This is a genomic window from Pseudomonas mandelii (genome assembly GCF_024138395.1).
In the GTDB taxonomy this organism is placed as follows: Bacteria; Pseudomonadota; Gammaproteobacteria; order Pseudomonadales; family Pseudomonadaceae; genus Aquipseudomonas; species Aquipseudomonas mandelii_E.
In genome coordinates, this window is record NZ_JAMYDU010000002.1 from 346017 (window position 1) to 360669 (window position 14653).

Sequence of the window (14653 nt, forward strand, 5' to 3'; positions counted from 1 at the left end):
CCCGTTTACTTCAAATCGCTGAAAGCTTCCTCGACGGCACGTGCGATGCGTTCTCCTAACTCGGGCCTCTCTACAAGCAGTGGATAGCGTTTGAGTAATTTGTTGGAAAGCGTGTGCCCATTTTGGCGGACGGCTCTGATGATTTGATCCAATTCATTGTCCGGTGCCTCGAGGAACTGTTTGATGTTTTTACGCGCAGTGTCATTCGCCAAAAGAAACTGCGCTTCCAGCCGCATTTCTTGAGTCAATGTATCTTCAATGACCTGTGCCAGATAAACCGCATGAGCCGTCAGATCCGGATAGCGCCAAGTCGGCAGTGCATCGTCATAGCCCGCGAAGTGGAGGTTATAGAGAACACCGTCCTCTGCTTCAATGGTCTCGCCAAATCGGTAGTCGGCCCCGTAATGCTGCATTAGCGGGCGGGAGAAACTCTCAAGCACTCGATCATAGGTGGCTTTGTTTTGAGTGCTGTGAGTAATCGTGGCCGAAACTGGAAGAATGATGGGTGGGGGTAAGGCTCCATCGCGCCGTAATACATCGTTAATCAAGAAGCGAGAAATTCGTCCATTGCCATCAGCCATTGGATGGACATAAACGAAGCCAAAAGATGCAACGGCCGCCCGCAGGATCGATGATTGACCCTGGGTTTTTTGCAGGAATTGACTCAGGCCCGCGAGCATTGAGCGTGTGTGGTCCCAATGTGGTGCGATGTAATCGACCACGGGCTGATAGCGCGCGGTGTGTCCTACATAAACCGGCGAACGGCGGATGCCGTAGCGCAGGGCAGTCTTCCCAAGAATTTCACGCTGCAATGCCTCCAGTGTGTCTGGCAGCAGGGGATCGGCATGCGTTCCGCATTCGGTTTCCATGACATTGGCGAAGCGACGTATACGATCCTCTTGATCCTGCTCATGCTCGATAAGGAAACTGGCGCGACTTTCCTTGACCGTAAGCCAAACGGTACTGCGCATGATCAGATCGATGCCGAAATCAGATTCGAGCTCTTCCAGTTTGTTGGCAATGTCATAGCGTTCAGCGGCTTGGACTTCCTGATTGCGGCGAATGATAGGGCAGTACGCCTTGTTGCCCGGCAAGTTATCTCGAACGCGCCAACGCGGATTATTGACGGCTGTTCCGACGAAGTAGTCCTGCGGATTCAATGCTTCGACATAGTTGCCTGTTTTGGCGGGTACTACGTTCAGTTCATCCGACATCAACCATTCATAAAAAAAGCATGCTCTTCGGGCAAATGTCCCGATAGGTTCTCGAGTAATCCATTCTTCAAGTGCTTCTTTTACCGTCTCAAGCGCAAACAGGCGTGCGAGAAATTCCAAGTGAACACCTTCATAGCGCAGAGCAAAGGCCAAGTGATCACTGATATTCGGCTCGGGGCGATAAACCTCCGGATAGATCTCTTTGCGAAGATCCCGCACTTGAGTACTTGAACGGCGTGTACCGATCTCGCTGCTGACGGGAAACGGTTGTGCAGGCGTTATCCGGTACTCGCTAGACAGCCAGGCATAGCCGATGCTGGACATAAATTCGCTTACTCGTGCAGAAAAACGATTAGAAATGCATGTTTCATTAAAAAAACGCTTACCGCAACTGATCGCCACTTATTCGGAAAAAATGCTTACAAAACTACCTAAAGACTCGTCGGCCTATATTGCAAGGCTTCCGCCAAATGCTCGCGTCTGATCTCATCGGTTTGCTCAAGGTCCGCCAAGGTGCGAGCAACCTTGAGCAGTCGATGGGCCGCTCGAAGCGATAAGGTCAGCCGTTCACACGCCGTTTCCAGCCAGGTTTCGTCAACTGTGGATAACTTGCAGTGTTTGCGCAGGCCCGGCAAATCGAGGAATGCATTAGCACAGCCTTGGCGCTTTTGTTGCTGTTCTCGTGCATCAGCGACCAACTCGGCGGCGGTGGCCGTGTCGTCGCCGGGTTTCGACGCAGGATTCAGCGCCGTGGCTTCGCGAGCAACCGTCAGGTGCAGATCGATGCGGTCCAGCAGCGGCCCCGACAGTTTGTTGCGATAGCGCTGAACCATGTCCGGCGTGCAGGAACAACGGCCGCTCGGCTCGCCAAGATATCCACAGGGGCAGGGATTCATCGCGGCGACCAGTTGAAAGCGCGCCGGGAAGCGTACGCGGTCCTTGGCGCGGGAAATCACAATGTGGCCGGATTCCAGTGGCTCTCTCAATACCTCCAACACCTTGCGGTCAAACTCCGGGAGTTCATCGAGGAACAGCACACCGTGGTGGGCGAGGGTGATTTCGCCGGGTTGTGGTTTCGAACCGCCGCCCACCAGTGCCGGGCCTGAAGCGGAGTGGTGTGGCTGTCGGAAGGGGCGCTGCGGCCAATGACTCAACGGCACACAACTGGCGACGGATTGAATCGCCGCAACTTCCAGCGCTTCACTCTCGGCCAATGGCGGTAACAGCCCCGGCAGACGACTCGCCAACAAGGTTTTCCCGGTCCCTGGCGGTCCGCTGAACAGCAAGTTATGAGCCCCGGCCGCCGCAATCAGCAACGCGCGCTTGGCCGCGAGTTGCCCCTGCACTTCATTCAAGTCTGGATAAGGTTTGCTGGCGTAGAGCAAGCCATTGGAAGCGTAGGGTGCGATGGGCGTGTGGCCATTGAAATGCGCGACCGCTTCCAGCAAATGATCCACCGCAATCACTTTCAACCCCGAAGCCAGGCAGGCCTCCTCGGCATTCGCTCGCGGCACCACCAGCGTGCGCCCGGCCTTGCGCGCCGCCAGCGCAGCGGGCAAAACACCGCGAACCGCCCGCACCGCGCCCGACAGTGCCAACTCTCCCAGGCACTCCACGTCATCCAGCGTCAATGTCGGCACTTGGACACTGGCGGAGAGAATTCCCAAGGCAATTGCCAGATCGAATCGCCCGCCGTCCTTTGGCAGATCCGCAGGGGCGAGATTCAACGTGATACGCCGTGCCGGAAATTGCAGCCCTGAATTGATGATCGCGCTGCGCACTCGATCCTTGCTTTCCTTCACCGCCGCTTCCGGCAAACCGACCATTGTCAGAGAGGGCAAGCCGTTGGCCAGATGCACTTCTACGGTAACGGCGGGTGCTTCCACGCCAACCTGGGCGCGGCTGTGGACGATGGAGAGGGACATGGTCGTTCCTTGAGCTGAAGAAGAGCACCGCTTCCTGCGGTTTTTGAAGGGTAGTCGTGGGCCGAGGATTTAGCGTGGTGGCGGAGTAACCAAACCTTCGCAGGATGTTGCTGGGGTGGCGAGCTGCTCCAGTCAGTTAAGTCGTAACGCGATCTGTAGCAGCTACCGAAGGCGGCGTTCGGCTGCGCAGCAGTCGTAAGTTCGCGTTATACGGTCTGCCTGGTGCACCGCGTGATCTGATTTCACGGCTGCTGCGCAGCCGAACGCCGCCTTCGGCAGCTGCTACAAAGGTTACGCCGCGGCTGGTATTTAGGCGTAATCAGCCGCGGCAGCAAGTTTTTTGTAGGACCGGTCTTGGATAAATGAAGGACTTCGGTGAAAACTCGCGGACGCACTTGTCGGATCGAGGTGGCTGCTTATGATCACAGCTTATCGATCCCTCAGGAGGGGAAATGAGCAATTCTGGAATGCGGCCGATTCATCCTGGAGAAATCCTGGAAAAGGAGTTTCTTGAGCCGCTGGGCATTATTACAGCGGATGGTTTGGCTAGTTCGTTGAATAAGGTCGGGGGTGACGTGAGAGCCCTTGTGATGCAGGAGAGTGGTATCAGTCCTGAGCTCGCAAAGAAGCTCTCGCTCTACCTGAAAACCACGCCCGAGTTCTGGCTAAACCTGCAAACGACCTACGATCTGCGTAGAGCCGAAATCGAACGTGGTTGAGCTTCGGGTAATTAAAAAGACTGCAGCACCCGCGAAGCACGCTTCCACCAGGGCGCATTGACCGTACCTCGCGGTCGCTCCTCATTCGGCAGCAGTTGCGGAACATCCTGCAACCGAATCCACGGTTGGTTATTCCAGTGCAGCAAACTCAATGACATTTCCGGCCAATTCAGCAGGCTCAGAATCGGGCGTTCGGTTGAAGTTGGTTGTTGGGCATCTCTGAGCGCCGGCACCACGTCGTGGGTAAGCCATTCGCGCAGGCCTCGGTATTCGGGGCAGTAGTGGTAGATCAGTAACGCATAGACGCCGGATTCGCTGATCAGCAGGGTGTTTTCGACGGTGCCGTGGATGAGCATCTGCAGATTCTGGTGTTGGTCGGGATCGAGTTTGCGTAGTGCTCGTTCGTCCAGGAAGAGGCGGAGCAATCGGCCGAGGTCGCGGGCGCTGAACCAAGGTTGGTTTTCCAGGAGGAGGGCGTGGAGGTGGAGTTTGTGGCGGGTGAAGGTGTGTGGGGTCAGGTAAGTGTCATCGCTATTCATTGATACAGCTCCTTTTGCTAAAGGGGCTGCCGTCAACCGTCGCCAAACGATTGGGTGGCAGCTGTACGCGGGTTGGCGAACCGGAGCAAAAGGAACCCGGCAGACCCGAAGATCTCCCACGCACAGCCGCCATGACTCGATATGGCGGAAATAAACCCGCCATCGGATGGTCGTCGTGCGCCTTAAGCTTCCGGGTCGCCAAACCCAGTGCTGAACTTTCAGCATTGGGTGAGCTTAGGAACCGGAGCTTTGCGGCGCAATCGGACGGCGGATGAGAACTTTGTAGGACGTTGCCGGGATTTTTGAGGGCTTAAAGATCAAAAGATCGCAGCTTTCGGCAGATCCTACAGGACACATTGAATGATCGTTCCCACGCTCTGCGTGGGAATGCATCCCGTGACGCTCTGCGTCACACCTGAAGCGGAACGCGGAGCGTCTCTGGCGGCATTCCCACGCAGAGCGTGGGAACGATCAGCTTACTCGGTGTCAGCAGGTGGATTCAGCTTCGCTTCCAGCTCAGCCACTTTCGCCTCAAGGCTCTCCAACCGTGCGCGGGTCCGTGCCAGGACGACCATCTGGCTGTCGAATTCTTCCCGGCTCACTAGGTCCAGCTTGCTGAAGCCGCTCTGCAACAAAGCCTTGAACTGGCTTTCGATTTCGCTTTTCGGCAGTGGGGTGTCGCCGCTGAAGAGGCGGGAGGCGGTGCCGCTCAGGGCGTCGAGGAAGTCTTTGGGCGCGAGCATGGGAAATGTCCTGTCAACAATGGCAGGCAGTGTATCACGCAGTGTCTATAGTCAATCTCGGCAGCTGCGATGCACGCTTTTCGCGCAGTCGAGTGGGCAGCCGCGCACTGTTGTTGTGCGTAACGGTTGCGTCAATCGGTCGAAAGGTTCTGCGGCAACGGCCAAGGCATTGAAATCAATGGGTTTTGGATAGATGGCAAGCTTTCTGCTTAGTCGCTGGTGACCCATGCACTGATGCAGTCGCTGTGACGAATGCAGTGCGCCAAGCGGAACGGGGGAAGTTTCGTGCGGAGTGGTTAGCTGGCGTCGGACGGGCAGGTAAGGCCGACGATGCGTTACAAAGCCAGGCACTGCGCTTAGACTTGAGTCGGGTTTGTTTTCCTGGGGCAAGTCCACCAATTCGGGAGAGAGTTTTCATGAAGCTAGTCACTGCCATCATCAAGCCGTTCAAACTGGACGACGTGCGCGAGTCGCTGTCCGAAATCGGCGTGCAGGGCATTACCGTTACTGAGGTCAAAGGCTTCGGTCGGCAGAAGGGTCACACCGAGCTGTATCGCGGCGCGGAGTACGTGGTCGATTTTCTGCCCAAGGTGAAGATCGATGTCGCCATTGACGACAAGGATCTGGACCGGGTTATCGAGGCGATAACCAAGGCCGCCAACACCGGCAAGATCGGTGACGGCAAGATCTTCGTGGTCAATCTGGAACAGGCGATTCGCATCCGTACCGGCGAAACCGATACCGACGCAATCTAAGCCGCCACAAACCCAACGCCCCAGGAGAAAACAATATGACTCTGCGTAAAATCGCAGGGCTAGGAGCCCTGTTGTCCCTCGTAATGCCCGGCCTGGCCATGGCGGCAGACGAAGTGGCGGCCCCAGTCCTCAATTCCGGCGATACCGCCTGGATGATGACCTCGACAGCCCTTGTGCTGTTCATGACCATTCCCGGCCTCGCGCTGTTCTACGGCGGCATGGTTCGCTCGAAAAACATTCTTTCCGTGATGATGCAGTGCTTCGCCATTACCGGTCTGATCAGCATTCTGTGGGTCATCTATGGCTACAGCATTGCGTTCGACACCACCGGCATGGAGCAGGGCGTCGTCAACTTCAACTCGTTCTTCGGCGGCATGGGCAAGGCGTTCCTCGCCGGTGTCACGCCTTCGAGCCTGACCGGCCCCGCGGCGCTGTTCCCCGAGGCGGTCTTCATTACCTTCCAGATGACGTTCGCCATCATCACCCCAGCGTTGATCGTCGGTGCCTTCGCCGAGCGGATGAAGTTCTCCGCCATGCTGATCTTCATGGGAATCTGGTTCACCCTGGTTTACGCACCGATTGCGCACATGGTCTGGTCCGGCAACGGCGGCCTGATGTGGGACTGGGGCGTGCTCGACTTCGCCGGCGGCACCGTGGTGCACATCAACGCCGGTGTGGCCGGTCTGATTGCCTGCCTGGTATTGGGCAAGCGTAAGGGCTTTCCGACCACCCCGATGGCTCCGCATAACCTCGGCTATACCCTGATGGGCGCCGCGATGCTGTGGATCGGCTGGTTCGGCTTCAACGCCGGTTCCGCCGCCGCCGCCAACGGCACTGCCGGCATGGCGATGCTGGTCACCCAGATCGCCACCGCTGCTGCGGCGCTGGGCTGGATGTTTGCCGAGTGGATCACCCACGGTAAACCAAGTGCACTGGGTATCGCTTCGGGTGTGGTGGCCGGTCTGGTTGCAATCACTCCGGCGGCAGGCACCGTGGGCCCGATGGGTGCTTTGGTGATCGGTCTGGCGGCGGGCGTGGTGTGCTTCTTCTGCGCAACCACCCTGAAACGCAAACTCGGGTATGACGACTCCCTGGATGCCTTCGGCGTGCACGGTATTGGCGGTATCCTCGGCGCAATCCTGACCGGTGTGTTCGCGGCACCCTCCCTAGGTGGTTTCGGCACCGTCACCGACATCGCTGCTCAAGTCTGGATTCAGTGCAAAGGTGTGGGCTTCACGGTGATCTACACCGCGATCGTCACGTTCATCATCCTCAAGGTCCTGGACGCCGTCATGGGTCTGCGTATCACCGAGGAAGAAGAAGCTGTCGGCATCGATCTGGCGCTCCACAACGAACGCGGCTACAACTTGTAAGCACGCGCATGAAAAATTTGCCCGGCTTGCCGGGCATTTTTTTGTCCGGGATTTGTCAGTGGAGGAAGCGCTGTAAGGTTTTTTCATACAGGTTCAGTCGTGTTTACGACGGGCGTTTTTCTACGGCCAATGGCTTACACGATTGAAGGAAATTTTGGGCCTTTGTTTTTTTCCGGAGCGCGCTAGAATGCGCCCCGAACGTGCGGAGAACTGTATGTGGCAACAGACTCTGATTACCCTGCGGGCACGGCCCCGGGGCTTTCATCTGGTAACGGACGAATTACTCGCCGGTTTGCCTGAACTCAAGACGTGTCGGGTCGGTCTGTTGCATTTGTGGCTACAGCATACCTCGGCGTCGTTGACCATCAACGAGAACGCCGATCCGGCGGTACGTCGCGACTTCGAACGATTTTTCAATCGTCTGATCCCACAAGGAACAGACGGCTATGAGCATAACGACGAAGGCCTGGACGACCTCCCGGCGCACTTCAAGGCCAGCGTACTTGGCTGTCAGCTCAGTTTGCCGATCTCGGCAGGCCGATTGGCGTTGGGGACCTGGCAAGGTGTTTATCTGGGCGAGCACCGTGATCACGGCGGTGCCCGTAAAGTCCTCGCCACCGTGCACGGTGAAGGGGCATAAACCGCTGGTTACCAGCGGTGGTTGATTTTTTTCCGGCAGCCGTCGACAGACAGCAAAGCTGGGCTATAACTAATCTGCTTTTCGCAAGTCATGAGGTAGAACATGAGCGACGATGATCTGGAAAACGACGACCTCGAAGTAGGCGACGAAGACGAAACCGAAGAAGGCCTTGAAGCGGCGGCAGAAGACGTCGCTGAAGATGACGGCGGTGATACGCCCGTTCCGACTGCCAAAGGCAAGGCCAAGGCTGCGGTATCGGTCGATGAGCTGCCGAGCGTCGAAGCCAAGAACAAGGAACGCGACGCCCTGGCCAAGGCCATGGAAGAGTTTCTTGCACGCGGCGGCAAGGTGCAGGAAGTGGAGGCCAATGTGGTCGCTGATCCTCCCAAAAAGCCTGATAACAAGTACGGCAGCCGGCCTATCTAAGCGCCTGCTTCTTGCTTGCTGAAAAAGCCCGCCGTCGCTACGGGCTTTTTCATGGGTGAGGATAAGTGGGCCGAAGAGCTTCGCGGGCAAGCCTCGCTCCTACAGGATTGGCGTCGTATGCAAATATCGCACTCAACGCCAATCCCTGTAGGAGCGAGGCTTGCCCGCGAAGGCGATCTCAAAGCCGCTACGAAACCGAATTCCACTGCGCCAACAATCCCGGCAATTCGTTCAGGCTACGAATCTCGGCATCCGGCGCCTTCTCGGCTTCCCACACCTTGCCCGCCGGGTTGAACCAGATTGCCCGCAACCCCGCCTGCTGGGCGCCGGCAATGTCGTCGCCAGGATGGTCGCCGATGTGCACTGCGGTTTCAGCGGTCGCGCCGCCCCGCAGCAGCGCCTCATGAAACAGTCGCGCATCGGGCTTGGCGATGCCGATGTCTTCGGCGCACAGGGCAAACTTGAAGTAATCCGCCAGCCCCAATCGACGCACATCGGCATTGCCATTGGTGACCACGCCAAGTGCATAGTGATTGGCCAGAATTTCCAGGGTCGGTTGCACCTCGGGGAAGATTTCCAGCTGATGCCGGGCGTGCAGGAACACTTCGAAACCCTGATCGGCCAGCTCGGATGCGTCGGTATGCCCGTAACCGGCTTCTTCCAGCGCATGGAACAATACCCGCCGACGCAGGGCGCTGATGCGGTGCTTGAGGCTCGGTTCGTTGCCCAGCACTCTCTCGCGAATCGACCACAAATGCTCCACCGGCACCGCGCCCAGGCTCGGTGCGTGCTCGGTCAGCCATTCACGTAATACGATTTCGGCGCTGGCGATCACCGGGGCGGTGTCCCACAGGGTGTCGTCGAGGTCGAAGGTGATCAATTGAAGGGTCATGAATCATCGCCTTTAATGCGTTTGGCCCGTGGATGGGCACTGTCGTAGACCGTCGCCAGGTGCTGGAAGTCCAGGTGGGTATAGATCTGGGTGGTCTTGATGTCCGAATGGCCAAGCAGTTCCTGGACCGCCCGCAAGTCCTGAGAGGATTCCAGCAAGTGGCTGGCGAAGGAGTGGCGCAACATGTGTGGATGCAGATTCTGCCCCAGTTCGCGCTCGCCGGCGGCCTTGACCCGCACCTGAATCGCCCGAGGGCCGAGGCGCCGGCCTTGCTGGCTGACAAACACTGCGTCGTCCGCCGGGTTGGTCATTGCCCGCAACGGCAACCATAACTCCAGTGCTTCGCGAGCCTTCTTGCCGACCGGCAGTAATCGCGTCTTGCTGCCCTTGCCGAGCACCTGGACCATGCCGTCAGCCAGGTCCAACTGATCAAGGTTGAGCCCGGTCAATTCAGAAAGGCGCAGGCCGGAGGAATAAAACAGTTCCAGAATCGCCTGATCCCGACGCGCCAGAAAATCATCCTCTACCGCACCCTCAAGCAGTTGCAGCGCGCGGTCGGTGTCGAGGGTTTTTGGCAGGCGGCGTTCGCCCTTGGGCGGTGCCAAGCCATTGGCCGGGTCGTGGTCGCACAGACCTTCACGGTTCAGATAGTGATAGAGCCCGCGCACTGCCGACAGCAGCCGCGCCAAGCTGCGGGACGATTGACCTTGGGAATGCAGGCGAGCGATCAGGCTGCGCAGGCGCTGGATGTCCAGCGCGGCCCAGCTGTCGACATTCTGTTTGACGCACCAGCCCAGCACTTTGTCGAGGTCGCGGCGGTAAGCGTACAGCGTGTGCGGCGACACCTGCCGCTCACTGCGCAGGTGTTCGCAGTAAGCGTCCAGTTGTCGTTCCATGGTCAGCGTACCGAGCGCAGGGAGCTGTTGACCCGTGGCAGCACGCGGCCCATGACTTCGGCGATGTAACTCAGGAACAGCGTGCCCACCGAGCTCTTGTAGTGCTGCGGATCGCGGCTGGCGATGGCCAGAACGCCGTGGATGCCCTGGTGACTGATCGCGACGACGGCGGTGGAGCCGATCTGCTTGCGCTGTTCTTCGCCGAACAGGAAGTCCAGTTCATGCTCACGCAGGCTGCCGCTGACGCTTTTGTCTTCCGAGAGCAAGCCGCCGATGGCCGTTTGCGCCTCGGCATGCGTCACCCAGCGGCCCACCGGCATCGGGTTGTCGCCCAGCAGGATCAGGCTGACGAAGGGCACCTGGAAATCCTGGCGCAAGCTGTCTTCAACGCTGATCACCACATCTTCCAGGCTGGTGGCGTCCATCAGCGTGAGAATCAGGCGGCGGGTCTTGTCGAAAAGTCGGTCGTTGTCGCGGGCAACGTCCATCAAGTGCGAGAGACGATGACGCAACTCGATGTTGCGGTCGCGCAAAATCGTCATCTGGCGTTCGACCAGCGAAATGGTGTCGCCGCGCTGGTGCGGAATGCGCAGGGCCGGGAGCAGTTCTTCGTGCTCGATGAAGAAATCCGGATGAGCCTCCAGGTACGCGGCAATCGCCGCCGCCTCAAGGCTTTCGGAAGGAGATTCGTCGGGCTGCAGGGCGGGAACCTGGGGCTTGTCGGTCATGGATTTCGCTCACTCAAAGACGCACTTGTCCTTCGTATACGCGCACTGCCGGGCCGGTCATCATGACCGGTTGGCCAGGGCCTGCCCATTCAATGGACAGACGCCCGCCGGGCAGGTCGATCAATAGCGGCGAATCCATCCACCCCTGGCTGATCGCGGCCACTGCGGCAGCACAGGCGCCGGTTCCGCAGGCCTGGGTTTCCCCGGCCCCGCGCTCCCAGACGCGCAACTGCGCACGGCTCCGGTCGATGACCTGGAGAAAGCCGACATTGACCCGCGCCGGGAAGCGCGGGTGATGTTCGATTTTCGGCCCCAGTTCATGCACCGGTGCGTTGTTGATGTCGCTGACCCGCAACACGGCGTGGGGGTTGCCCATGGACACCGCGGCCAGTTCGACCAGGGTGCCGTCGACGTCGACCTGATAGCTCAGGGCCTGGCTCGGGGCTTCGAACGGAATCTCGGCCGGTACCAGACGAGGAGCGCCCATGTTGACGCTGATCTGGCCATCGTTGCGGATGTCCAGTTCGATGATGCCGCTTTTGGTCTCGACGCGAATCAGCCGCTTGGCGGTCAGGCGTTTGTCGAGCACGAAGCGGGCGAAGCAGCGCGCACCGTTGCCGCATTGTTCCACTTCGGAGCCGTCGGCGTTGAAGATCCGATAGCGGAAATCCACGTCCGGATTGCTCGGCGCCTCAACGATCAGCAACTGGTCGAAACCGATCCCCGTGTGCCGATCACCCCATTGCTTGGCATGCTTGGGCAGGATGTGCGCGTGCTGGCTGACCAGGTCGAGGACCATGAAGTCATTGCCCAGGCCGTGCATCTTGGTAAAACGCAGCAGCATGGTTTTACTCCGGCAGCAGGCTTTCGCCAGCAAACAACTCGGCTACCGTCTCACGGCGACGCACTTCAAATGCCTGATCACCGTCCACCAACACTTCAGCGGCACGGCCACGGGTGTTGTAGTTGGAACTCATGACAAACCCATAGGCACCGGCCGAATGCACGGCCAGCAGATCGCCTTCTTCCAGAGCCAACTGACGATCCTTGGCCAGGAAGTCACCGGTTTCGCAGATCGGCCCGACGATGTCATAGGCGCGAGCGGCGCTGGTGCGCGGGCGCACGGCGGTGACGTCCATCCAGGCTTGATACAGCGCCGGGCGGATCAGGTCGTTCATGGCCGCGTCGACGATGGCGAAGTCTTTGTGTTCGGTGTGCTTGAGGTACTCGACCTGGGTCAGCAGCACGCCGGCGTTGGCGACGATGAAACGGCCCGGCTCGAACACCAGCGCCAGGTCACGACCGTCGAGACGCTCGCGCACGGCTTTGATGTAGTCGCCAGCCAATGGCGGCTCTTCATCGCGATAACGCACGCCCAAACCACCACCGAGATCGATATGGCGCAGGTAGATGCCGCAATCGCCGAGGCGGTCGACCAGGCCCAGCAGGCGGTCGAGGGCGTCGATGAATGGCGGCAGGGTGGTCAGTTGCGAACCAATGTGGCAATCGACGCCGACCACTTCCAGGTTAGGCAGTTGCGCGGCGCGGATGTACACGTCTTCGGCGTCGGCGATGGCGATGCCGAACTTGTTTTCCTTCAGACCGGTAGAAATGTACGGGTGAGTGCCGGCATCGACGTCCGGGTTCACGCGCAACGAGATCGGCGCGCGAACGCCCAGCTCGGCGGCGACTACTTGCAGGCGTTCGAGCTCATCGGTGGACTCGACGTTGAAGCAGTGCACGCCGACTTCCAGCGCCCGACGCATGTCGTCACGAGTCTTGCCGACACCGGAGAACACGATCTTGTCAGCAGTGCCGCCAGCGGCCAGCACGCGTTCCAGTTCGCCACGGGAAACGATGTCGAAACCGGCGCCCAAACGCGCCAGGACATTCAGTACACCCAGGTTGGAGTTGGCCTTGACCGCAAAGCACACCAGGTGTGGCATGCCGGCCAGCGCATCGGCGTACGCCAGGTATTGGGCTTCGATGTGGGCACGGGAGTAGACGTAGGTCGGTGTGCCAAAGCGCTCGGCGATGGCGGACAGGGCAACACCTTCCGCGAACAGCTCACCGTCACGGTAGTTAAAAGCGTCCATAGCGTTCCCTTAGTAGACGTCGTGCTTGTGTGCCTTGGAGGCAGGCTGCTGTTGCGAGGACTTGGCCTGCTCGGCAGGATCCTGGTTCTCATCAGGCAGGTACAGCGGGCCTTTTTGACCACAGGCCGACACAAGGCAAGCAACCGCGACGAGCGCAGCAAGGGAAGAGATCAGGCGCTTCATGGCGAAATCCTTGAAAATGCGTTAATTGCGCCGGAGTATACCGGCCACCCGGCAGCTTGCCTATGCGACGCACCTCCCGTCCGGCGGGGCTTGGCCTGATGCCAGTAAGTTATGTGCAGTCCATTGTGGGAGCGGGCTTGCTCGCGAAGGCGTTGGTTCAGTCAACAAAGATATTGAATGTGCTGACCCCTTCGCGGGCAAGCCCTCTCCCACAGATCGGTACTTGGACGTTATCCTTTGCAATCACCGGGGCTCGCCCGTATCTTGCGGCGCTTGAGCGTGAGTAGACACTTTTTGAGGTTCCCGCAATGAGTTTGACCGAAGCCCGTTTCCACGATCTGGTCGATGCCACCCAGCAGACGCTGGAGGATATTTTCGACGAGAGTGGCCTGGATATAGATCTGGAGAGCTCGGCCGGTGTGCTCACCGTCAAGTTCGAAAACGGCACCGCGCTGATCTTTAGTCGCCAGGAGCCATTGCGTCAGCTGTGGCTGGCAGCCGTGTCGGGTGGCTTCCACTTTGACTATGACGCAGAGAGCGAGCGCTGGATGTGTGACAAGAGCGAAGAGCAGCTCGGTGAGATGCTTGAGCGCATCGTCAAGCAGCAAGCCGACGTCGAACTCGATTTCGAAGGTCTGTGAGGTCGTGACCCAGCCTGCCTCCGTTCGTCCGCCCAAACCGCTCTATAGCAACGTTAGCCCGGCGGTGCCTTCGCCGTGCAGCGGTGTGTGTCGACTGGATGAACAGAAGGTTTGTCTGGGGTGTTTTCGCCATGTCGAAGATATTCGCGAATGGCGTTCGGCGGATGATGATCGGCGGCGGGCGATTTGCGCATCGGCCCTCGACCGCAAGAGTAGAGGCTAACCCGACCTCTATAGGAACTGCCGAAGGCTGCAATCTTTTGATTTTCAGCGATTTCGGTTCCGTAGAAAAATCAAGATCAAAAGATCGCAGCCTGCGGCAGCTCCTACGCTGCCGGGTGACGGCTTGTATATTTATTGAGCTGTGATAGTGTCCGGATACGCCTCAACCCATCGAGGCTCGTGAAAACCCCGCCTTTTTCTGGCGGGGTTTTGCTTTTTTCGTGCAGAAGAAAGGAGTCTGCCCTGATCATGACCGCACCTTCCATCACCCTTACCCGTCTGGACGTACAACGTCTGGAGCGCCTGATCGACAGCCTGGATGACACGCTGCCGGGCGTTATCGCGCTGCAAACCGAACTGGATCGCGCCGATACCCTGGTCGGTCACGATGAAGTGCCCGCCGATGTCGTGACCATGAATTCCCGTGTGCATTGCCGTGAAGAGAGCAGCGGCAAGGACTATCACCTGACCCTGGTTTACCCCAAGGATGCCAACGCTGACGAAGGCCGGATTTCCATTCTGGCGCCGGTGGGCAGTGCATTGTTGGGCTTGAAAGTCGGCCAACACATCGACTGGCCAGCTCCGGGTGGCAAGACCCTCAAACTGACCCTGCTGGAAGTTGAATCGCAGCCTGCCAATGGCGGCGATTACAACGTCTGAC

At 58.8% G+C, this 14653-nt stretch carries 19 protein-coding genes; 9 read left to right on the forward strand and 10 right to left on the reverse strand.

Annotated elements, in window-relative coordinates; genetic code table 11:
• Positions 1–5: 5 nt before the first annotated feature.
• Entirely contained in the window at positions 6–1538 is a 1533-nt protein-coding gene (locus NHU87_RS04925; RefSeq protein WP_253546157.1) for a Fic family protein, read from the reverse strand.
• Positions 1539–1645: 107 nt separating this feature from the next.
• Complete coding sequence (locus NHU87_RS04930) at positions 1646–3139, reverse strand: YifB family Mg chelatase-like AAA ATPase (RefSeq protein ID WP_253546160.1); 1494 nt, start codon at positions 3137–3139, stop codon at positions 1646–1648.
• A 452-nt stretch (positions 3140–3591) separates the two neighbouring features.
• Between NHU87_RS04930 and NHU87_RS04935 the strand changes: the two genes are divergently transcribed.
• On the forward strand, positions 3592–3858 hold the full coding sequence (locus NHU87_RS04935) for a HigA family addiction module antitoxin (protein ID WP_253546163.1): 267 nt from the start codon (positions 3592–3594) through the stop codon (positions 3856–3858).
• 11 nt (positions 3859–3869) lie between these two features.
• Here NHU87_RS04935 and NHU87_RS04940 read toward each other — a convergent pair whose 3' ends face one another.
• Together NHU87_RS04940 and NHU87_RS04945 are read right to left on the reverse strand one after the other, a co-directional pair.
• Complete coding sequence (locus NHU87_RS04940; protein WP_253546166.1) at positions 3870–4397, reverse strand: BRO-N domain-containing protein; 528 nt, start codon at positions 4395–4397, stop codon at positions 3870–3872.
• A 476-nt stretch (positions 4398–4873) separates the two neighbouring features.
• Positions 4874–5140: an accessory factor UbiK family protein gene (locus NHU87_RS04945; protein WP_237885082.1), complete on the reverse strand. Its 267-nt coding sequence runs from the start codon at positions 5138–5140 to the stop codon at positions 4874–4876.
• A gap of 416 nt (positions 5141–5556) precedes the next feature.
• Here NHU87_RS04945 and glnK point away from each other — a divergent pair, with 416 nt between their 5' ends.
• From glnK to sutA, 4 genes are all read left to right on the forward strand, one after another.
• Positions 5557–5895 carry a P-II family nitrogen regulator gene (gene glnK, locus NHU87_RS04950; protein WP_002555808.1) on the forward strand — a complete coding sequence of 113 codons (339 nt, stop codon included), beginning with the start codon at positions 5557–5559 and terminating at the stop codon, positions 5893–5895.
• Positions 5896–5930: 35 nt separating this feature from the next.
• Positions 5931–7268, forward strand: coding sequence for an ammonium transporter (locus NHU87_RS04955; protein WP_253546170.1), 1338 nt, complete (start codon positions 5931–5933; stop codon positions 7266–7268).
• Between the two features lie 214 nt (positions 7269–7482).
• Positions 7483–7908, forward strand: coding sequence for a secondary thiamine-phosphate synthase enzyme YjbQ (locus NHU87_RS04960; RefSeq protein ID WP_253546173.1), 426 nt, complete (start codon positions 7483–7485; stop codon positions 7906–7908).
• 102 nt (positions 7909–8010) lie between these two features.
• Positions 8011–8334: a transcriptional regulator SutA gene (sutA, locus tag NHU87_RS04965; RefSeq protein ID WP_030129119.1), complete on the forward strand. Its 324-nt coding sequence runs from the start codon at positions 8011–8013 to the stop codon at positions 8332–8334.
• Between the two features lie 187 nt (positions 8335–8521).
• On the opposite strand, the gene NHU87_RS04970 is transcribed toward sutA, so the two are convergent.
• From NHU87_RS04970 to lptM, 6 genes are read right to left on the reverse strand one after another with little or no spacing between them, the layout of a single operon-like run.
• Positions 8522–9226 carry an HAD family hydrolase gene (locus NHU87_RS04970; protein ID WP_253546176.1) on the reverse strand — a complete coding sequence of 235 codons (705 nt, stop codon included), beginning with the start codon at positions 9224–9226 and terminating at the stop codon, positions 8522–8524.
• A complete protein-coding gene (xerC, locus tag NHU87_RS04975; RefSeq protein WP_253546179.1) occupies positions 9223–10122 on the reverse strand; it encodes a tyrosine recombinase XerC in 900 nt (299 codons plus the stop codon). The genes NHU87_RS04970 and xerC overlap by 4 nt, the downstream gene beginning before the upstream one ends.
• 2 nt (positions 10123–10124) lie before the next feature.
• Complete coding sequence (locus tag NHU87_RS04980; protein ID WP_253546182.1) at positions 10125–10850, reverse strand: DUF484 family protein; 726 nt, start codon at positions 10848–10850, stop codon at positions 10125–10127.
• Positions 10851–10863: 13 nt separating this feature from the next.
• Positions 10864–11694: a diaminopimelate epimerase gene (dapF, locus tag NHU87_RS04985; RefSeq protein ID WP_253546185.1), complete on the reverse strand. Its 831-nt coding sequence runs from the start codon at positions 11692–11694 to the stop codon at positions 10864–10866.
• Between the two features lie 4 nt (positions 11695–11698).
• Positions 11699–12946 (reverse strand): diaminopimelate decarboxylase, encoded by a 1248-nt coding sequence (gene lysA, locus NHU87_RS04990; RefSeq protein ID WP_253546188.1) that lies wholly within the window; start codon positions 12944–12946, stop codon positions 11699–11701.
• A gap of 9 nt (positions 12947–12955) precedes the next feature.
• Positions 12956–13129: an LPS translocon maturation chaperone LptM gene (gene lptM, locus NHU87_RS04995; protein WP_123720251.1), complete on the reverse strand. Its 174-nt coding sequence runs from the start codon at positions 13127–13129 to the stop codon at positions 12956–12958.
• 308 nt (positions 13130–13437) lie between these two features.
• Here lptM and cyaY point away from each other — a divergent pair, with 308 nt between their 5' ends.
• From cyaY to rnk, 4 genes are all read left to right on the forward strand, one after another.
• Complete coding sequence (gene cyaY, locus NHU87_RS05000; protein WP_237885072.1) at positions 13438–13770, forward strand: iron donor protein CyaY; 333 nt, start codon at positions 13438–13440, stop codon at positions 13768–13770.
• Between the two features lie 4 nt (positions 13771–13774).
• The gene (locus tag NHU87_RS05005; protein ID WP_253546191.1) at positions 13775–13993 is read left to right on the forward strand and encodes a DUF1289 domain-containing protein; all 219 of its coding nucleotides are present in this window, start codon (positions 13775–13777) and stop codon (positions 13991–13993) included.
• A complete protein-coding gene (locus NHU87_RS05010; protein WP_253546657.1) occupies positions 13902–14138 on the forward strand; it encodes a hypothetical protein in 237 nt (78 codons plus the stop codon). The genes NHU87_RS05005 and NHU87_RS05010 overlap by 92 nt, the downstream gene beginning before the upstream one ends.
• 103 nt (positions 14139–14241) lie before the next feature.
• Positions 14242–14652 carry a nucleoside diphosphate kinase regulator gene (gene rnk / locus NHU87_RS05015; RefSeq protein ID WP_063342163.1) on the forward strand — a complete coding sequence of 137 codons (411 nt, stop codon included), beginning with the start codon at positions 14242–14244 and terminating at the stop codon, positions 14650–14652.
• Position 14653 lies beyond the last annotated feature (1 nt).